Below are 19,455 nucleotides of genomic sequence, written 5' to 3'. Positions count from 1 at the left end.
CCGTGCCCGGCCCGGCTGCCGGGGCCTACCGCTGCCCGCCCCAGCACGGACGCGGGGGCGGGCAGCGGGTTACCGCGCCGGACGGCTACGGCTTCTCGGTGCCGTGCAGCGCGCTCACCTCGTCCGCGGTCAGGGCCTTGTCGTACACCCTGACCTGGTCGATGGAACCGTTCCAGAAGTCGCCCTTCTCGCCCGCGTACTGCGCACGGCCGACCGAGAGCGGGCCGGTGCTGGCGTCGGCGGTACCGGCCTGGGCCGTGGCCGCGAGGCTGCCGTCGACGTACAGCTTCAGCTCGTCGCCCGCACGCACGCCCACCAGGTGGTACCACCTGCCGGTCTCGGGCGTCATCTCCGCCCGCGCGCGCTTGCCGCCCGGGGTGCTGAAGGCGAACGCGCCCTGCCCGTACTGGAGGTAGAACGGATTCTCGGTGCGGCGTCCGTCCTGGCTGACGATCGTCGCGTAGTTGCCGGGCAGCGCGTCGAGCTGGGCCCAGGCCGACACCGTGTAGTCCTCGGTGGTGTCGACCGCCGGGGTGGTGGTCTCGGCGTACTGGCCCTCACCGTTGAACTTCAGCGCCGAACCCTGGACGCCGGGCGCCCAGGTGGTGCCGGAGGACAGGGTGAGCGGCAGGCGGTTGGGGCCCTGGTCGGCGGCCTTGGTGCCCTTGCCCTCGTCGAGGTTCCAGGCGGCGCCGCCCTTCACCTCGTCGCGGTGGCCGGCGGCGGCGCCCGCCGCGATGACCTGCTCGTTGATCTTCCGGACCTGCTCGGGGTCGACCTTGATCTCGCGCCGGTCATAGGTGTACAGACCGTTGAGCTCGTTCTCCAGGTCGCTGACCTGCGTGTACACCGAGCCCGACAGCTCGGCTCCGGCGGCCGCGAGGTAGTAGGTGCGCGTGTTGTCGACGTACTTGGCCGTCAGGGCGTCCTTGTCCGCGACCCCGCTGTAGATCGCCGCGGGGGCACCGGGCCACATGTGGCCGGCGGTACGGAGGGTGAAGCCGCCGTGCTCGCCGTCCATGGCCGCCCGGTTGTCCGGGAACGGGGCGTCGTTGTTGAGGTAGTCGTGGTGGTCGATGATGTCGCCCTTGCCCGAGTCACCCTTGGACGAGCAGCAGTTGACACCGCTGTGCGCGTTGACGACGCGGGAGGGGTCGGCGGCCTTGACCGCCTCGGTGATCTTGCCGGTCTCGGTGCGGTCCCACTCGCCCCAGCCCTCGTTGAAGACGATCCAGCCGCCGATCGAGGGCGAGTTGTGGAGCTGCTCCATCATCTGCTTGCCCTGCGAGAGGAAGGCCTGCTGCCCCTTCTCACCGGTGATGTCGGAGGAGACGAAGTCCTGCCAGACCAGCAGTCCGAGCTGGTCCGCGTGGTAGTACCAGCGGGCCGACTCCACCTTGATGTGCTTGCGCACCGCGTTGAAGCCGAGTTCCTTCTGTGCCTTCAGGTCGAAGGTCAGCGCGGCGTCGCTCGGCTGGGTGTAGAGCCCGTCGGGCCAGAAGCCCTGGTCCAGCATGGCGAGCGAGTAGAACGGCTTCCCGTTGAGCACCAGCTTCTGGTAGCCGCCGACCTTCTCGATGCCGAGGGAGCGCATTCCGAAGTAGCTGTCGACGGTGTCCTTGGAGCGTCCGTCGGTGAGGCTGACGTCGAGGTCGTACAGGTACGGGTCGTCCGGGGTCCACAGGTGCTGCTTCTTCACGGGCAGGCTCAGCTCGCGGTTGGCCGGTCCGGAGACCGTGCCGACGACCTTGCCCTTCTTGTCCCGGGCGACGGCGGTGACCCGCGCACCGGCCGAGGCCGCGGCGGAGTTGACCTTGACGGCCAGGGCGCCCTTGCCGATGTCGGGCGTGGTCGTCAGGGAGTCCACCGACGCGGGAGCCACCGGCTCCATCCAGACGGTCTGCCAGATGCCGGAGGACGGCGTGTAGACGATGCCGCCGGGGCTGCGGGACTGCTTGCCCTTGGGCTGGTCGTCACCGGTGGTGTCGGTGACCGCGACGACGATCTCCTGCGGTCCGCTGCCCTTGACCGCGTCGGTGATGTCGGCGGTGAAGGAGGTGTAGCCGCCGGTGTGCTCGGCGACCTGCTTGCCGTTGACCCAGACGGTGGCCTGGTAGTCGACGGCACCGAAGTTGAGCTTCAGCCGGTTTCCGGCGCTGCCCTTGCCGCTCTTGTCCTTGCCGCTCTTCACCGACCAGTTCTTCGGCACCGTGACGAGCTTGCGGTAGAACATGTGGTCTTCGTGGCGCTCCAGGCCGGAGAGCTGCGACTCGACGGGGAACGGCACGGTGATGCGCTCACCGAGCTTCTTCCCGAACACGGGCTGCTCGCCCGCCTCGGCTCCGGCGAACTCCCAGGGCCCGTTGAGGTTCTTCCACTGGTCGCGGACCTGCTGCGGCCTGGGGTACTCGGGCAGCGGGTGCTCGCGGTCGAGCTTGTCGCCCCAGGTCGTGGTGAGGCGGTGCGCCGACAGGTTCTCGGCCGTGCGGCTGATCTCGGGGACCGTCTCGCCGCCGACCGTGAGGCCGGCCTTCCCGTCGTACGCGATGCGGACCTGCTGGCCCTTCTGGACGGGTGCGGCCAGGGTGACGGTGAGCGCCTTGGAGCTGCCGGACGCGCGGGCGACGGACTTCACCGGGATCGGCGAGGTGTCCGCCTCGATCTTGAGGTGGTCCTTCACCCGGGAGAAGGAGGCGACCTTGTCGTCGAACGTGGCCCGGAGCTTCTGCCCGTCGCTCGCGACGCTCAGCCCGACGGGGTAGACCTCGAAGTCGGCCGGCGGAGTGAAGGCCGACTCGGGCACGACCTGCTTGGCGAGCTTCGCGCTGGACCAGCGCAGGAACATGTTGGCGCCGCCGGTGTCCTGGAACATCTCCAGCTTGAACTCGTGCGTCTCACCGGCCTTCAGCGCGACCGGCGCGCTGGTCTGCTCGTTGTCCCAGTCCGGCTCCCAGTGGTCGATGACCACCTTGCCGTCGATGTAGAGACGGAAGCCGTTGTCACCGCTCGCGGCGAAGGTGTAGTCACCGTCCTCGGGGGCCGTGATGCCGCCGGTCCAGCGGGCGGTGGTGTTCTCCGTCTGCCCGGTGGTGGACTCGAACGTGCCGGTGAGGCCGGGGAAGTTGATCTGCGGGTCGAGGGCGACTCCGCCGAGCTTGTCGAAGTCCCGCGCGCCGGGCGCGGACATGCTGAAGTACTCGCCCTTCAGCCCGTGGACCTCGGTGGCCGGATTCCCGGCCTTGAACGTGGTCGCGGAGGCGGCGCCGGCGGCTGCGGCGGGGGTGGCTGCGGCAGCCGGGACCAGGGTGGCCCCGACGGGGATCAGCAGCGCGGCGGCACAGACCGCCGTCCTGAACAGAGCACGGGGGCGGGGCATTTGTCGTCTCAAGGCGTCGTCCTGTCGAGAGAGCTGAAGTGCCTCGAACCTGTGAGGCACAGCACACAATCGAACATTCAGCCACAGCATCAAACGTAAAACAACAGTCATGCACGGAGAATTTTCAACGATAGAAAGTCGGTTCGGCGCGCCCCGTGCCGGATCACCGCGCACGGGGCGCGGCGATCCGGCACGGCGCCGTCGTACTCCTAGCGCGGCAGCCCCGAAGCGGCTGTAGCCCAGGTGGTGTTGGGCTCGCCGGAGAGGCTGAAGGCCAGCTTGCCGCCCCGGGTGAGCAGGCTCGGGTCCGTCCAGGACCGGTCGTGGTCGCGTCCGTCGACCGTCACCGCGTCGATGTACGGATGCCCGGCGTCGGCGGCCGGTGCGGTGATGGTGATGTCCCTGCCGTGCGGCCGGTCGATGACCGCCTTCGGGAACAACGGGGCGCCCAGCAGCATCGCGGCGCCGCCCGGGGACTGCGGGTACATCCCCAGCGCGGAGAAGACGTACCAGGCGGACATGGTCCCCAGGTCGTCGTTGCCGGGCAGACCGCGCGGGCCCGTCCCGTAGACCGTGTTCAGGATCTCGCGGACGGTCGCCTGGGTCTTGTACGGCTGACCGAGCGCGTTGTAGAGCCAAGGGGCGTGGATGCCGGGCTCGTTGGTCGGGTCGTAGCGCACGGAGTCGCCGCCCTTCACCGACCAGGAGCCGTCCGCCTTGTGGAAGAAGCCGTCGAGGCGCTCCGCCGCGACGTCCCGGCCGCCCATCGCCGCCGCCAGCCCCTGGACGTCCTGCGGCACCATCCAGGTGTACGTGGCGCTGGTGCCCTGCGCGAAGCCCAGGTCGCTCCCCGGGCCGAACGGGGTGACCCAGGAGCCGTCGACGTTGCGGGCCTGGATGTAGCCGCTGGTGCCGGCTCCGTCGGTGGCCCCCGCGTTGAACACGTTGCGCCACCAGCCGCCGCGCTCCTTGAACGACTTGGCCTCCGCGTCCCGGCCGAGCAGCGCGGCCCAGCGGCCGAGCGCGTCGTCGGCGACCGCGTCCTCCAGGGTCTCGGCGGCTCCGCCCCAGCAGTGGCAGACGTCCTGCGGCGCGTAGTGGGACTGAAGGTACTGGGCCAGGTTGGGCCGCTGGCCGGTGCACTGGCCGGGACAGCCGGCGTCCGAGAGGCCGTCCTCGACGGGGACGGTCGCCTGACGGGCCAGCGACTCGTAGGCGCCCTCGTAGTCGAAGTTCCGCACCCCCATGGCGTAGAACGTGGCGAGGGTGGCCGCGGTGGGGTCACCGGTCATGACGTGGGTGGCGCCGTTGATGTGCACCCAGCGGTCCCACACGCCGCCGTTCTGCCGGGCGAAGTTGTACAGCGACTGGGCGAAGTCCCCGGCCACCTCCGGTTTCAGCAGGGCGAGCAGTTGTATCTGGGCCCGGTACTGGTCCCAGCCGGAGAAGTTGCTGTACTGCGCCCCCTGTCCACGCCCGATCCGGTGGGGCTCGCCGTCCATGCCGGGGTAGCGGCCGTCGGTGTCGCTGACGATGTTGGGCTGCATCAGGGAGTGGTACAGCGCGGTGTAGAAGGTGGTGCGCTGAGCCTCGGTGCCGCCGCCCGTGCGGACGGACTCCAGCTCCCGGTCCCAGGTCCGGCTCGCGGCGGCCGCCACGTCGTCCACCCCGGCGTGCGGGGCGATCTCGGAGCGCAGGTTGGCCTCCGCGCCGGCCCGGCTGACGTAGGAGATGCCGATGCGCATGTGGACATCGTTGTCGGAGGCGGTGTCGAAGCCGACCCAGCCGCCCGATCCGCGCCCGGCCCGGTCCGCTCCGGTGGCATAGCCCTCGCCCCCGCCGCCGGTGGTCGAGCCCGGGGCGAGCGTGCCGTCCTTCCAGGTGCCGGTGGTGGAGAAGGCGCGGTCGAAGGAGGCGCTGAAGTAGAGCCGGTAGTAGCTCTTGCGGTTGTTGGTGCCGCCGTTGGCACGCCGCCCGCAGAACGCGCCGGTGAGCACCGAGCCGGTGACCTTGCGGTGCGCGGTGTCGATCTTCACCTGGGCGTCCTCGCTGCCGTTCAGCGAGTTCGAGACGCGGAAGAGCAGATTGGCGGGCTTCCCGGCGGGGAAGCCGAAGTCGGCCACGCCCGCGCGCCGGCTGACCGCGAGGTCGGCGGTGGCTCCGGAGTCGAGGCCGACGGTGTAGCGGCCGGGGACGGCGCGCTCGTCCTCGTGCGAGAAGTCCGCGGCGTAGACGGCGTCCTTGGTGTCGGCCGAGGGCGACGAGGTGACGTCCCCGACGAACGGCATGATCGGGATGTCACCTGCCGCACCGGGGTCGCACCCGGCGCCGTTGACGTGGGTGAGGCTCAGCCCGCGCAGCCGGGTGGTGTCGTACTGGTAGCCGTTCGCGGCGCCGGTGCCCGTCTGGTCGCCCTTGGTGCTCGTGGGCGACCAGGCGATCATGCCGTACGGGAGGGTGGCGCCGGGAAAGGTGTTGCCGCCGTTGGCGCTGCCGATCAGCGGGTCCACGTAGGCGGTGGGGCGGACAGCCGGGGTCGCGGCCCCGGCGGCGGGGGGCAGGACTGCGGCGGCCAGTGCGCCGGTGACGAGTACGGCGGCTGTTCGCGCGGCGAGGCGCCGGGCCGCGGGCAACGGTCTGGTGGGCATGTCGCGGTACCTTCCGGGGAGTTCGGACAACGTTGTCTTCGTCCGGGGTGCGGCCGGGGACAACGGTGATCGATTCGCGGCCGAGCGTAGATCCCCGGGGCGCGGGAGGGAATGCCCCGGTCGTCATACCCGGTGAACGCGCGGTGAAAGGTTGCCGCGTGACGGTACGCGCGTCCGCCCTTCGCGCACGTCCCGGGCGGGCCGGGGCGGGGTGTGCGCGAAGGGCGGGCGGTGGCGGGCAGTGGGTCAGATCGCGTACTCGTACTGCTCGGGAACGCGTACCGTGCCGGACAGTTCGCGCGCCGCGTGCTGCGCCCAGAACGGGTTGCGCAGCAGTTCGCGGCCGAGGAGGACGGCGTCCGCGCGCTCCTCCGTGATGATCTTCTCGGCCTGCTGCGGGTCGGTGATCAGGCCCACGGCCGCGACGGGCAGGCCGGTCTCGCGCTTCACGCGCTCGGCGAACGGGACCTGGTAGCCGGGCTCGGCCGTGATGCGGGCGCGGGGGGCGTTCCCGCCGGTGGAGACGTCCAGCAGGTCGACGCCGTGGGCCCGCAGTTCGGCGGCCAGCCGCACGGTCTCGTCGGCGGTCCAGCCCTCGCGCTCGTCGTCGGCGTTCTCGGTGAGCCAGTCCGTGGCGGAGATGCGGAAGAGGACGGGCAGGTCCTCGGGCCACACCTCGCGCACGGCGTCGACGACCTGGAGGGCGAACCGGACGCGGTTCTCGTAGCCGCCGCCGTACTCGTCGGTGCGCCTGTTGCTGTGCGGGGAGAGGAACTGGCCGATGAGGTAGCCGTGCGCGCCGTGCACCTCGACGACCTGGAACCCCGCTTCGAGCGAGCGGCGCGCGCCCTCGCGGAAGTCCGCGACGATGCCCTGGATCTCGTCGGTCGTCAGCTCGTGGGGCACGGGGTGGCCGGTGTCGAACGGCAGCGGGCTGGGCGCGACGGGCGTCCAGCCGTGCGCGTCGGGCCCGACGGGTCCGCCGCCGGTCCAGGGGGCGGCGGTCGACGCCTTGCGCCCGGCATGGGCCAGCTGGATGCCGGCCACCGAGCCCTGCGACTTGACGAAGTCGGTGATCCGGCGGAACGCGGCGACCTGGGTGTCGTTCCAGATACCGAGGTCGGCCGGGCTGATCCGCCCCTCGGGGCTGACGGCCGTCGCCTCGGTGAGGATGAGCCCGGTGCCGCCGGTGGCACGCGCCGCGAGGTGGGCGAAGTGCCAGTCGGTGGGCACGCCCGCCCCGGGCCCGACCGGTTCGGCGCAGTACTGGCACATGGGCGCCATCCACACACGGTTCGGTACGACAAGCGACCTCAGGGTGAAGGGCTCGAAAAGGGCACTCACGACGGACTCCGTTTCGCCGGGTACGGAAGGATCGCTAGTACGATACATCCCGTACTACGACGTCCGTCAAATTACGACGCCTCTCGTACAAGCGATGCGGCTCCGCCTCGCCGGTCACGCGTCGCAGGCCCGGGGCCCCTCAGGTCAGCGGATAGGACGTACGGCCGGACTCCTCGTCGATCTCGTCGTGGGCCTTGGTCAGCAGCTTCATCGCCAGCTCGTTGAGCGCACGCGCGCCCGCGATCTCCTCGCCCACCCGGGGCTGGCCGGAATCCGAGGGGTGCCGGCTGGCGTAGCCGTGGGCACGTACCTCGCTCCCGTCGGAGAGCCGCACCAGGGCGGCGGCGCGGGTGCGATGCGTGTCCTCCTCGAATTCCAGCTCGACGTGCCATCCGACAGCGGTCTGAGTCATGGTGCTCACCTCCGGAGCCTCCTCCTCCAGGGTGCGCCCCTTCCGCCGGCGATGCGCGACGGATCAGCGGAGCGGATCAGCGCGGCGGCGCAGGGTGATGCGGGCGTCCGCGTCGTACAGCTGGTTCCAGCTGCGGCCCGCGCCCGACTTCCAGGTGACGTGGACGGTGGCCCCGTCGGTCCTGACACCGTCCACCGTCATCGCCCGGTCGCCGTCCCGCACGTCGCCGCGGCGCAGCTCTTCCGCGTTGACGGTGACGGGCTCCGCCGAGCGCACGCTGTCGGCCTCGTCCGCCGCGAGGCCGAGGGAGGCGGCCAGCTCGCGGGCCCTCTCCGGGGTGCAGATCAGCGAGAGCTCTCCCGACTGCGTGCCGAGCCTGATCTCGACCCCCGCACCGACGGGGGTCACCTCAAGGTGTCCGGCCGGCACACCGCTGTCCTCGTTCACGCTCTTCATCCGCCCCGCCGCTCCCTGTTCACCGTCGTCCCGGACCTCCCGCGGAGGCACTCCGGCGGGCCCAGATAGCTGGGCCCGGGGCCGCCGGTGCCGGTCACCAGGTTCTGGAGCACCGCCACCGGGTCGACCATCCAGAATTTGAGCACAGGTACACCGGCCGAGGCGACGCGGTGCACGGTAGGGGTGATGTTGACGTTGTCGGAGGCGTGACGGACCCACTGCCACCAGCGGAAAGCTCTGCATCAGGGGGCTTCGAAAGTTTCGGGAGCCTCCCCGCACCTCGGCTGGGAGGCTCCCGGACGGCTCCGGTGTCAGTGCGCGGCCGGCTCCGCCACGGGCTCGACCGAGGTCCCGCAGACGAGCCGCCTCCGGTGGTCGACGGTCCGCTCGGGCCCGGTCAGCCGCAGCCGCACCGTCCGGCGGACGGCGGTGGCGGCGCTGGAGGCGGCGAGCCGCAGTTCGAGCTCACCGGGTTCGACGACCCGCCGGCCGCTGATGCCGGTGAAGGACACCAGGTCCGCGTGGAAGCGGAAGCGGACCCTGGCCGCCGCACCTGCGGCGAGCTCCACCCGCGCGTAGCCGATCAGCCGCATCTGCGGGCGGGTCGTCTGGGCGACCGGGTCGTGGACGTACAACTGCACCACCTCGGCGCCCTCGCGGTCACCCGTGTTGCGGACCGTGAGTTCGATGCCGGCCGAGCCGTCGGTGGGGATCTCGGCCGGGACCGGACCGGGCTGCTCCCAGTCGAAGGAGGTGTAGGAGATGCCGTGTCCGAAGGGGTAGAGCGGTGTCGGGTCCAGATTGCTGACCCCGCTCGCCAGTCCCAGCGGCGGCTGCAGATACGTCCACGGCTGGCCGCCCGGCCCCTTCGGTACGCCCACCGGCAGCCGGCCGGAGGGGTTGACCCGCCCGGAGAGCACCCCTGCCAGCGCCGGGCCGCCCTCCTCGCCGGGGAAGAAGGTCTGCACGACGGCGGCCGCCCGGTCCGCCCACCGCCCCAGCGCGTACGGGCGCCCGGTCAGCAGGACCAGGATCACCGGGGTGCCGGTGGCCAGCAGGGCGTCCAGCAGCTCACCCTGGGCGCCGGGCAGTGAGAGGTCGGACGCGTCGCAGCCCTCGCCCGAGGTGCCTCGGCCGAAGAGGCCGGCCCGGTCACCGACCGCGGCGACGCATACATCGGCGTCCCCGGCCAGCCGGACGGCGTCCGCGATCGCGGACGTGTCGCTGCCGTCCACCTCGCAGCCGGCCGCGAAGCCGATCTCCGCGCCCGGGAGTTCGCCGCGCAGCGCCTCCAGCACGGTCGGCACGTCGATCCCCATCGCGGTCTCGGGGTGCGAGACGCCGACATGGCTGGGGAAGGAGTAGCAGCCGAGCATGGCCAGCGGGTCGTTCGCGCGCGGTCCGACGACCGCGATCCGGCCGGTGCCAGGCAGCGGCAGCACGCCGTCGGGGTTGGCGAGCAGCACACAGGCCTGCTCGGCCAGTTCGCGGGCCAGTGCCCGGTTCTCCGGCGGGTCGAGGTCGACGGTGTCCCGGGCCCGCCCGGGGTCCGTGTCCCGCAGGGCGGCGGGCAGCGGCGACCAGTCGGGGTCGAGCAGGCCGAGTTCGCACTTCTGCAGCAGTACGCGGTACAGCGCGCGGTCGACCAGTTCCTCGGCCACGGTCCCCTCTCGAACGGCGGCCACGAGGGCGTCGCCGTAACTGCGGACGGTGGGCAGTTCCACGTCCACGCCGGCGCCCAGGGCGAGCCGGGCGGCGTCCGCGCGGTCGGCGGCGACCTTGTGCAGCGTCTCCAGGAAGCCGATGCCGAAGTAGTCCGCGACGACGGTTCCGGTGAAGCCCCAGGTGTTCCTGAGCAGTTCGGTGAGCAGACCCGGGTCGGCCGCCGACGGCACTCCGTCGATCTCGGCGTAGGAGGACATCACCGAGCGGGCGCCGCCCTCGCGCAGCGCCATCTCGAAGGGCGGCAGGGTCACATCGGCCATCTCGCGGGCCCCGGCCCTGACGGGTGCGAGGTTGCGGGCGCCCGCCGATGCCGCGTACCCGGCGAAGTGCTTGAGGGTGGCGACGATGCCGGCGGACTCCAGGCCGCGTACGTACGCCGTGCCGATGGTCCCGACGAGGTAGGGGTCCTCGCCGATGGTCTCCTCGACGCGGCCCCAGCGCAGGTCGCGTGCCACGTCCAGGACGGGGGCCAGGCCCTGGTGGACGCCGACCGAGCGCATGTCCCGGCCGATCCGGTGGGCCATCTCGGTGACCAGTTCCGGGTTCCAGGCCGCGCCCCAGGACAGCGGGACGGGGTAGGCGGTGGCGCCCCAGGCGGTGAAGCCGGCCAGGCACTCCTCGTGGGCGAGGGCCGGGATGGCGAACCGTCCGGCCCCGGCGATCCGGCGCTGGGCGCGGGCCAGGGCGAGCGCGCCGAGCCCGGGGTCGACGGGGGCGGTGCCGAAGGGCCGGGTGAGCTGGCCGAGGCCCCGGGTGGTGAGCTCGTCCCAGTCGACCGGGTCGACCATGTCGTTCTGGTGCGGCGCGACCCCGTCGCCGTCGGCGTCGGCGCCCACCCAGACTCCGTACAGCTGGGCGGCCTTCTCCTCCAGGGTCATCCGGGGGACCAGGTCGGCCACCCGTTCCCCCGGGGTGAGCGAGGGGTCGCGCCAGGGGCCTTCGGTGGCGGGGACCGTCTCGGTGCGGCGGGCGTGCGGGACAGCGGGGATTGCCATGGGGGCAGGGGTTCCTCTCATGAGTGCGGTGGTGCGGGGCGGCGTGGGTGCGTTATTTGCCGCCCACCCCCATCAGTCCGTTGACCAGCGCCCTGCGCGCCACGAGGTACACGGCGAAGATCGGCACCACGGAGAGCACGATCGCCGCGAGCACGGCCGGGATGTTCACTCCGAACTGGGACATGAAGTTGAAGAGGCCGAGCGTCAGGACGCGCTTCTCCTGCGACTGGGTGAGGATCAGCGGGAAGAGGAATCCGTTCCAGGCCTGCAGCGCGGAGAAGATCGCCACGGTGCTGATGCCGCCCTTGGACATCGGGATGGCGAGCTGCCACAGCATCCGCAGGGGTGTGGCGCCGTCCAGTGCCATCGCCTCGTACATCTCTTCGGAGACGTCCCGCATGGTGCCGCTCAGGACGAGGACGGCCACCGGCATCGCGAAGGCCGCGGTCGGCAGGATGATCGCGGGCAGCGTGTCGTACAGGCCCATCTTGCCGATCAGCAGGTAGAGCGGCACGATCACGGCCTGGGCCGGGATGGCCACACCGAGCAGGAACGTCCGGAAGGCCAGCGAGGAGAGCCGGCTGCGGGTGCGCACGGCCACGTAGGCGACGGGCACCGAGAGGACCAGCACGATGGCGACCGTGGCGGCGGCCACGATCGCGGTGTTGCCCAGCAGCGTGAGGAAGCCGCTGTGCAGCACGCTGTTGTAGTTCTCCAGCGTCGGGTCGGCCGGGAACGCCAGCGGATCGCCGCTGAGCGCCTCGTCCTGGTGCATCAGCGACGAGGAGACCAGCGTGTACAGCGGTACGACGACGATGACGAGCCAGACCAGCGAGCCGAGTCCGGCCAGCGGGTTTCCCCGCTTCCGGCGCCGGCGGGCGGTGGCGTTCCGGGCCGGGGAGGGGGGCGTCGTGGGCGGCGCCGCACGACGGGTGTCGACAGACATGACGTCACATACCTTCCCGCGTCGAACGCATGGACCCGAAGCCGCTGAAGCGCACCAGGATCAGTGACAGACCGGTCGCGACGACCACCAGGGCGGTGGCGATGGCCGCGGCGTAGCCGAGGTCGTAGGTCTGGAAGCCGGTGCGGTACATCAGGTAGGGCAGGATCGTGGTGTCCGTGCCCGGACCGCCCTTGGTCATGATCAGCACGGTGTCGAAGTACGTGAGCGAGCCGACGATCATCAGGACCGACGAGGTCGTGATGGTGTTGCGCAGCTGCGGCAGGGTGATGTGGAAGAACTGCCGCAGCATCCCGGCGCCGTCGATGGCGGCAGCCTGGTAGAGGACCTCCGGGATCTGCCGGGCGCCGCCCTGGTAGATCAGGGTGTGGAACGGCATGAACTGCCAGCCGCCGACGAACGCCACGGTGAGCAGGGCACCGGTGGACGAGCCCATGACGTTGGGGTCGATGCCGAGCCAGGGGCCGATCTGCTCGATGACGCCGAAGTTGGGGTCGAGCAGTGCGTGGAAGAGCATCGCGATGGCGGTGGTGGAGAGCAGCAGCGGGATGAAGAAGACGGCGGAGAGGAAGGTCCGGCTGCGCTGTCTGCCGGCCGCCCAGACGCCCAGCAGCAGCGCCACCGGGGTCTGGAAGGCCCAGCTGACGGTGGTGAGCAGCAGGCTCAGCCAGGCGGCCTGACGGAATTCGGGGTCCTTGAACAGCCGGGTCCAGTTGTCCGTGCCGACCGGGGTCGGGGAGTTCAGCCCGTCCCAGTGGCAGAAGGACAGGTAGACGGCGATCGCCAGCGGGACGATCGCGAAGACGGCGAAGAAGAGGATGCCGGGCAGCGCCCAGCCGACGGGCGGGCGGCCGACGTTGCCGGCGGCCGCCTTCCTTCCTCCACGCACCTGGGCGTACGGAGAGAGCTGGGACATCGTTACTTGACGGCCTTCATCGCGGCGACGAACTGCTCGGGGGTCGATTTGCCGGCGAACAGCTTGCTGATCTCGGTGAGCAGCGGGGTGGCGATCTGCGACTCCAGCGCCTGGTCCCAGGAGAGCGTGAAGCTCGGCGCCTTCTGGACCATGGAGTACTGGTCGTGCGCGAACTGCGGGTTGGGCGAGGAGTCCAGGGTCGAGGCGGCGTTCGAGGTGGTCGGGATGTCGCCGTTGTCGACCAGGGCCTTGCTGTAGGACTTGGCGGCCATGGTCTTCAGGAACGCGATGGCGGCGCCCTTGTGCTTGGTCCTGGTGTTGACGGACCAGTAGTTGGTGGGGTTGCCGACCACGTCGGCCGGGTCGCCGACGCCGCCCGCGACGGTCGGGAAGGCGGTCCAGCCGAGGTCCTTCCTGGCGAACGCGGGCGCCTTGCCGAGCTGCGTCGAGTACTCCCACGAGCCCATCAGGTGCATGGCGGCCTTGCCCTTGTTGAGCAGGGTGGGGGCGCCTCCGTTGCCGTAGTCGACGGAGTTGAAGTTCTTGCCGAACGCGCCGCCGTCGACGAGCTCCTTGACGGTCTGTGCCGACTTGAGGACGGCGGGGTCGCCCCAGCCGGAGCTGTCGCCGCCCTGGATCTTCCGGAAGACGCCGGGGCCGCCGATCCGGTCGAGGAGGTACTCCATCCACATCAGCTCGGGCCATTTGTCGGAGCCGCCGAGGGCGAACGGCGTGATGCCCCTGCCCTTGAAGACGGTGATGGCCTTCTGCATGTCCTCCCAGGTCGTGGGGGGCCGGAGCTTGTTCTGCGCGAAGAGGGTCTTGTTGTAGAAGAGCATCACGGGCTGCATGCCGCGCATCGGGACGCCGTACATCTTCCCGTCGAGGCTGCCCGCCTCGACGATCGACGGGAGGAAGCCGTCCTTGAGGGTGGGGTCGTTCTTGATCGTCGAGGTGAGGTCGACAACCTGCTCGGCGTCCACGTACGGCTTGATGGAGCCGCCGCCCCAGTTGTAGAAGATGTCGGGGGCGCTCGGGGAGCCCATGGCGCTGCGGAGCTTGTTGACGTAGTCGGTGCCGGGTACGGGGACGAGCTTGACCTTGACGTCGGAGGTCGTGTTGAACTCCTTCACCGCCGCTTCCTGGATCTTCACGGCGTCGTCCCCGTAGACGTAGGCGGTGAGGGTTCCGCCGCCGCCCCCGCTGTCGCTGCCGGATCCGCAGCCGGCCAGCAGGCCGGCCATGACCATGGCGGCGCCGGCCGCGGTCCATCTCGCCGTACGTGTGCCCTGAGTGAATATGCCCGACCGCATGACCGCACCTCTGTCGAATGTTTCGGTGTGACTTCCGAATGTTGCCGGAACGGTACGGTCGGGTTTCGGGTGCGTCAAGGGGTCGGGGAACGGTATTTGCCCGCGCCTGACCCAGGCGCCGGACGGAGCCCCGGGAAGCTACGATCCCTTTATGAGCCCCGCAAACGTCCAGTCACATCAGGAGAATGCGCCGACCGGCGAATCGTCGGAAGGCACCGCCACGCTGGCGGAAATCGCCCGAGCGGCCGGAGTCTCGGCTCCGACAGTTTCGAAGGTGCTGAACGGGCGCGCCGACGTCGCCCCGGCTACCCGCACCAAGGTGGAGGAGCTGCTGCTGGCGCACGGCTACCGCCGCAGACGCGGCTCCACGACCCAGTCCCAGCTGATCGACCTGGTATTCCACGAGCTGGACAGCGCCTGGGCCATGGAGGTCGTGCGCGGGGTGGAGAACGTCGCCAGGGAGGAAGGGCTGAGCCTGGTCCTCTCGGAGAGCGCGGGCCGGCTCACCCCGGGACAGACCTGGGTGGACGGGGTGCTGGCCAGGCGGCCGGTCGGGGTGATCCTGGTGCTCTCCGACCTCACCGCGGCCCAGCGCGCCCAGCTGACCAGCCGCAGCATCCCGTACGCGGTCGTCGACCCGGCGGGCGATCCCGGCGACGACGTCCCCTCGGTCGGGACGACCAACTGGCAGGGCGGGCTGGCCGCCACCCGGCATCTCACCGCGCTCGGGCACCGGCGGATCGGGGTCATCAGCGGCCCGTCCCGGATGATGTGCAGCCGGGCCCGGGTGGACGGCTATCGCGCCGCCCTGGAGACCGCGGGCCTGCCGATCGATCCCACCCTGGTCCGCGAGGGCGAGTTCCAGCACGAGGCGGGCTACACCGCGGGCCTGGAGCTGTTGCGCCGCGCCGACCGGCCGACGGCGGTCTTCGCCGGCAACGACCTCCAGGCACTCGGCGTGTACGAGGCGGCGCGGGAGCTGGGCCTGCGTATCCCCGAGGACCTGAGCGTCGTGGGCTTCGACGACCTGCCCCTCACCCGGTGGATCGGCCCGCCGCTCACCACCGTGCGCCAGCCGCTCATAGAGATGGCCGAGACGGCCGCCCGCCTGGTCCTCGACCTGGGCCGGGGCCGGCAGCCGGCGACGACCCGGGTCGACCTGGCCACCAACCTGGTCGTACGCAGCAGCACGGCGGCGCCCTGCCGCTGACCCGGAGCCGTCGCGGGTCCGGGTCAGCGGCAGGGCGCCGCGCAGCGGGCGCGGCTGCGGAAGCGGCGGCGTCCCGCGCCGTCCTGCGCGCCGCTGTCAGTGGCCGGGTGCAGACTGGCCCGTATCCGGCACAACGGCGTTTCGGGAGGTTCGGGTCATGACCGATGTTCTGCTCACCGTGGGTACCCGCAAAGGACTCTTCATCGGCCGCAGACACGATGGCGCGTGGAAGTTCGACGGTCCGCATTTCAATGCTCAGGCGATCTACTCGGTGGCCATCGACACCCGCCGGGAGGTCCCCCGCCTGCTGGTCGGCGGCGACAGCGCGCACTGGGGCCCGTCCGTCTTCCACTCCGACGACCTGGGCGCCGGCTGGGTCGAACCCAAGCGCCCGGCGGTGAAGTTCCCGGAGTTCACCGGGGCATCCCTGGAGCGGGTCTGGCAGCTGCAGCCCGCGGGCCCCGAGGCTCCCGGCGTCGTCTACGCGGGCACCGAGCCGGCCGCGCTGTTCCGTTCGCGGGACAGCGGCGAGTCGTTCGAGCTGATCCGCCCGCTCTGGGAGCATCCGACGCGTTCGAAATGGGTGCCGGGCGGGGGCGGCGAGGGGCTGCACACCGTCCTGACCGACGAGCGGGACGCACAGGCGGTGACGGTCGCGGTCTCCACCGCCGGGGTGTTCAGGACCGCCGACGGCGGCGAGAGCTGGACCCCGGCCAACAAGGGCGTTTCGGCCGTCTTCCTGCCCGACCCGAACCCGGAGTTCGGCCAGTGCGTGCACAAGGTCAGCCGGGACGCGGTCGACCCCGACCGGCTCTACCTCCAGAACCACTGGGGCGTGTTCCGCAGCGACGACGCCGGGAGCAACTGGACGGACATCGGCGAGGGGCTGCCCTCCGACTTCGGCTTCGCCGTGGCGGCGCACCCGCACCGGGCGGACACCGCGTACGTCTTCCCGATCAACGCCGACGCCGACCGGGTCCCGGCCGGGCACCGCTGCCGGGTCTTCCGGACCAGGGACGCGGGTGACAGCTGGGAGCCCCTGTCCACGGGCCTCCCGGAGGGGGCTCACTACGGCACGGTGCTGCGTGACGCGCTCTGCACCGACGACGCCGATCCGGCCGGGGTCTACTTCGGCAACCGCAACGGCGAGGTCTACGCGAGCGCGGACGACGGGGACAGCTGGCAGCAGCTCATCTCACACCTGCCGGATGTCCTCTGCGTCCGGGCGGCGGCCACCGGCGGCTGATCCACGCCGCCGCACCTGCGGCAGCGGACCGCCGTCGCACCACGCCCTCCGGACGAGGTCTCCGTGACGGAACGCCCTCCTCTTCGTTCACCGGCTGGCGAACCAACCGACGAGCGGACAAGGAGACGGCGTGAGCAACGACGAGAGCTGGAACGACCAGGAGGACAACCGCACCTACCAGGTGGTGGTGAACCAGGAGGAGCAGTACAGCCTCTGGCCGGCGGACCGGGAGCTCCCGCTCGGCTGGCGCCCGGAGGGCAAGACCGGCCCCAAGGCCGAGTGCCTGGAGCACATCAAGACGGTGTGGACGGACATGCGCCCGCTGAGCCTGCGCCTGCGGATGGACGAGGCCACCGCCAGGGACTGACCGCGTCGTGCCCGCCGCCCCCGGGGCCGGCGGGCACACCCGGGCCGGCCCGGGACGGCCCCGGGGCGATCATGCCGCGCGTGGGGGGAGCCTGCGCAGGAATGCGCGGACGTGCCCCAGCCATGCCGCCCGGTCGGCCTCGTTGAGGACATGTGCGGCGCCGGGCAGTTCGACGAGCTCGGCACCCGTGATGCCGGCCGCCAGCCGGAAGGAGCTGTCGGGGAGGACGAGCCTGTCACCGGTCGGGGCCACCACCAGCACGGGGACGGACAGGTGCGCGAGGTCCGGCCGGACGTCCACCCGGGACACCAGGTCGAAGTGGTCCACCGTCCCCGGCGGCATGGCAGCCCTCGTCCCGGTCACCAGGGTGTCGAGTTCGGCGCGCCCGATGTCTGCCAGGTCCCTCGCGGACATGCAGGACAGGCAGGCGAGCCGGGCCACGTCATCCCACCGATCCGCGGCCGCAAGAGACTTGATGAGCCGGGCCGCCAACGCCAGGACCGGGTCCGCGACGGCGAATCCGGCAGTGAGAACGAGTGCCGTGACCCGCTCGGGATGACGGGTGGCGACCCGCACGGCCACAGCACTGCCCAGTGACTCACCGAGCACGGTGAACGACTCCTGCCCTGCCGCTACGGCGGACGCGACCAGTTGGTCGGCGAGATCGTCGAGTTCCAGGGGCTTCTCGGCGACAGCGGTGCCACCGGCGCCCGGGTAGTGAGGGCCGACGAGCGTGTGATCACGGGCCAGGTCGTCGAGCACGAGGCCGAAGTTGCCGTGGATGCCGCCCCCGGCACCATGGGCGAGCAACAGGGCGGGGCCGCTGCCCTGCACCAGGGCAGCGAGGCGGGGAGCGGGAAGCGCATGTCCGGTGGTCATGCCGACGACGCTAAACTCTGACATCAATGTCAGAGTCAAGCCGTGCGAATCGGGGGCGGACCACGTGCGCATGAAGGAGATGGTCCGGCGCACCGGAGTCCACGAACGGCTCCTGCGCTATTACGAACAGCAGCAACTGCTGCAACCGGCCCGGCTGTCGAGCGGCTACCGGGTCTACAGCGAACCGGACGTGGAAACGGTGCGCCGCATCCGGTGCCTGCTGGCAGCGGGGCTCCCGACGTCCGTGATCGCCCAGGTCCTGCCCTGCATCGAGGCGGACGACGAGCGCATCGTGCCCACCTGCCCGGACCTGGTCGCCCGGTTGCGGCAGGAACACGCGAGGATCGGCCGCGCCATCGAGGAGTTGCAGACATCCCGCACGATGCTCGGAGCCGTCATCGCCGACGCACCCTTCCGGTAGCGCGAGAGGGCCGGGCCCGTCCGCGCCGGTGGCAGGACACCGGGCAGGCCGGTCCAGCCGTACCCTTATTGCACATTGATCGCAGTTAATCATGGGGTGCAGGAGGGTGTGGCGTGGAGTCTCCACTAGTGCTGGGCATCGAGTCGTCGTGCGACGAGACGGGTGCTGGTCTCGTACGCGACGGGCGGCTGCTCGGGCACGCGGTCGCGTCGAGCATGGACGAGCACGCGCGGTTCGGCGGAGTGGTTCCGGAGATCGCCGCGCGGGCTCATCTGCACTCCTTCACGCCCGTCGTGCGCGAGGCCCTGGACCGGGCCGGACTGCGGATGCCGGACATCGCAGCGGTAGCCGTGACCACCGGTCCCGGCCTGGCCGGGGCGCTTCAGGTGGGTCTGGCCGGTGCGAAGGCGCTGGCGTTCTCACTGGGGGTGCCGCTGTACGGGGTGCACCACCTGGCCGGGCACGTCGCCGCCGACACCCTGGAGCACGGACCTCTGCCCGATCCCTGCATGGTGCTGATCGTCTCGGGCGGTCACACCTCGCTGCTGCTGGTACGCGATCTGGCGAGGGACCCCATCACGCACCTGGGCGACACCATCGACGACGCGGCGGGCGAGTGCTTCGACAAGGTGGCCCGGGTGTTCGGGCTGCCGTACCCGGGCGGCCCCGCCGTCGACCGCGCCGCGCGGGAGGGAGACCGGCACGCCGTGGCGTTTCCCCGGCCGCTGACCGGGCCCGGGGACTCGCGCCACGACTTCTCCTTCTCCGGCCTGAAGACCTCCGCCGCCCGCTGGGCCGAGCAGCACCGGCTGCGGGGCGAGGAGCTGCCCCTCGCGGACGGGGCGGCCTCACTCCAGGAGGCCGTGGCCGACGTGCTGACGCGAAAGGCCGTCGCCGCCTGCCGCGAGCACGGGGTGCGGACGCTGGTCGTGGTGGGCGGCGTGGCCGCCAACTCCCGGGTCAGGGCGCTCGCGGAGGAACGCTGCGCGGCCGCGGGGATCACGCTGCGGGTTCCGCCGCCGAAGCTGTGCACCGACAACGGAGCGATGGTCGCGGCCGTCGGTGACCTCCTGGTCCGGGCAGGAGCCGAACCCGCCCCGCTGGATGTGTCCATCGATCCGTCCGCCCCGCTGGACTTCGCCGCACTGCACCCCGTCGCCCGTGCCACCAGGGCCGCCTGACG

General features: G+C 71.3%; 15 protein-coding genes and 1 pseudogene. 5 read left to right on the top strand and 11 right to left on the bottom strand.

Features of this window, described 5'->3' with window-relative positions; all coding sequences use genetic code 11:
• Positions 1-85: 85 nt before the first annotated feature.
• The 10 genes and pseudogenes from EDD93_RS30440 to EDD93_RS30395 all read right to left on the bottom strand — a co-directional run bounded on the left by EDD93_RS30440 (position 86) and on the right by EDD93_RS30395 (position 14,086).
• Positions 86-3,388 (bottom strand): LamG-like jellyroll fold domain-containing protein, encoded by a 3,303-nt coding sequence (locus EDD93_RS30440; protein ID WP_123528695.1) that lies wholly within the window; start codon positions 3,386-3,388, stop codon positions 86-88.
• 197 nt (positions 3,389-3,585) lie between these two features.
• Positions 3,586-6,024: a GH92 family glycosyl hydrolase gene (locus EDD93_RS30435; RefSeq protein ID WP_123528694.1), complete on the bottom strand. Its 2,439-nt coding sequence runs from the start codon at positions 6,022-6,024 to the stop codon at positions 3,586-3,588.
• Between the two features lie 246 nt (positions 6,025-6,270).
• Positions 6,271-7,368: an NADH:flavin oxidoreductase/NADH oxidase gene (locus tag EDD93_RS30430; protein WP_123528693.1), complete on the bottom strand. Its 1,098-nt coding sequence runs from the start codon at positions 7,366-7,368 to the stop codon at positions 6,271-6,273.
• A gap of 139 nt (positions 7,369-7,507) precedes the next feature.
• Complete coding sequence (locus EDD93_RS30425; RefSeq protein ID WP_123529450.1) at positions 7,508-7,780, bottom strand: DUF1876 domain-containing protein; 273 nt, start codon at positions 7,778-7,780, stop codon at positions 7,508-7,510.
• A 63-nt stretch (positions 7,781-7,843) separates the two neighbouring features.
• Entirely contained in the window at positions 7,844-8,236 is a 393-nt protein-coding gene (locus EDD93_RS30420; RefSeq protein ID WP_123528692.1) for a hypothetical protein, read from the bottom strand.
• Positions 8,233-8,445 (bottom strand): annotated as a pseudogene (locus tag EDD93_RS30415) (hypothetical protein); the annotation flags it as partial. The pseudogene EDD93_RS30415 and the gene EDD93_RS30420, both read right to left, overlap by 4 nt.
• Positions 8,446-8,547: 102 nt before the next feature.
• Positions 8,548-10,956 (bottom strand): glycoside hydrolase family 3 N-terminal domain-containing protein, encoded by a 2,409-nt coding sequence (locus EDD93_RS30410; protein WP_123528691.1) that lies wholly within the window; start codon positions 10,954-10,956, stop codon positions 8,548-8,550.
• A 52-nt stretch (positions 10,957-11,008) separates the two neighbouring features.
• Positions 11,009-11,902 carry a carbohydrate ABC transporter permease gene (locus EDD93_RS30405; protein WP_123528690.1) on the bottom strand — a complete coding sequence of 298 codons (894 nt, stop codon included), beginning with the start codon at positions 11,900-11,902 and terminating at the stop codon, positions 11,009-11,011.
• 4 nt (positions 11,903-11,906) lie between these two features.
• A complete protein-coding gene (locus EDD93_RS30400) occupies positions 11,907-12,836 on the bottom strand; it encodes a carbohydrate ABC transporter permease (RefSeq protein WP_123528689.1) in 930 nt (309 codons plus the stop codon).
• A gap of 2 nt (positions 12,837-12,838) precedes the next feature.
• Positions 12,839-14,086, bottom strand: a complete 1,248-nt coding sequence (locus EDD93_RS30395; RefSeq protein ID WP_185092592.1) for an extracellular solute-binding protein — start codon at positions 14,084-14,086, stop codon at positions 12,839-12,841.
• A 214-nt stretch (positions 14,087-14,300) separates the two neighbouring features.
• On the opposite strand from EDD93_RS30395, the gene EDD93_RS30390 reads away from it, so the two are divergent.
• The 3 genes from EDD93_RS30390 (at position 14,301) to EDD93_RS30380 (ending at position 16,972) form a co-directional block, all read left to right on the top strand.
• A complete protein-coding gene (locus EDD93_RS30390; RefSeq protein WP_123528687.1) occupies positions 14,301-15,359 on the top strand; it encodes a LacI family DNA-binding transcriptional regulator in 1,059 nt (352 codons plus the stop codon).
• A gap of 157 nt (positions 15,360-15,516) precedes the next feature.
• The gene (locus EDD93_RS30385) at positions 15,517-16,605 is read left to right on the top strand and encodes an exo-alpha-sialidase (RefSeq protein WP_123528686.1); all 1,089 of its coding nucleotides are present in this window, start codon (positions 15,517-15,519) and stop codon (positions 16,603-16,605) included.
• A gap of 130 nt (positions 16,606-16,735) precedes the next feature.
• The gene (locus tag EDD93_RS30380; protein WP_123528685.1) at positions 16,736-16,972 is read left to right on the top strand and encodes an MbtH family protein; all 237 of its coding nucleotides are present in this window, start codon (positions 16,736-16,738) and stop codon (positions 16,970-16,972) included.
• Positions 16,973-17,041: 69 nt separating this feature from the next.
• Here EDD93_RS30380 and EDD93_RS30375 read toward each other — a convergent pair whose 3' ends face one another.
• Positions 17,042-17,851, bottom strand: coding sequence for an alpha/beta fold hydrolase (locus tag EDD93_RS30375; RefSeq protein ID WP_221217363.1), 810 nt, complete (start codon positions 17,849-17,851; stop codon positions 17,042-17,044).
• 64 nt (positions 17,852-17,915) lie between these two features.
• Here EDD93_RS30375 and EDD93_RS30370 point away from each other — a divergent pair, with 64 nt between their 5' ends.
• Together EDD93_RS30370 and tsaD are read left to right on the top strand one after the other, a co-directional pair.
• Complete coding sequence (locus EDD93_RS30370; protein ID WP_123528684.1) at positions 17,916-18,272, top strand: MerR family transcriptional regulator; 357 nt, start codon at positions 17,916-17,918, stop codon at positions 18,270-18,272.
• 113 nt (positions 18,273-18,385) lie between these two features.
• Entirely contained in the window at positions 18,386-19,453 is a 1,068-nt protein-coding gene (tsaD, locus tag EDD93_RS30365; protein WP_123528683.1) for a tRNA (adenosine(37)-N6)-threonylcarbamoyltransferase complex transferase subunit TsaD, read from the top strand.
• Positions 19,454-19,455: the final 2 nt, after the last annotated feature.

It is taken from the genome of Streptomyces sp. 840.1 (assembly GCF_003751445.1).
In the GTDB taxonomy this organism is placed as follows: domain Bacteria; phylum Actinomycetota; class Actinomycetes; order Streptomycetales; family Streptomycetaceae; genus Streptomyces.
Note: the sequence above shows the minus strand (reverse complement) of the source record. Positions and strands in the feature narration are given on the sequence as shown.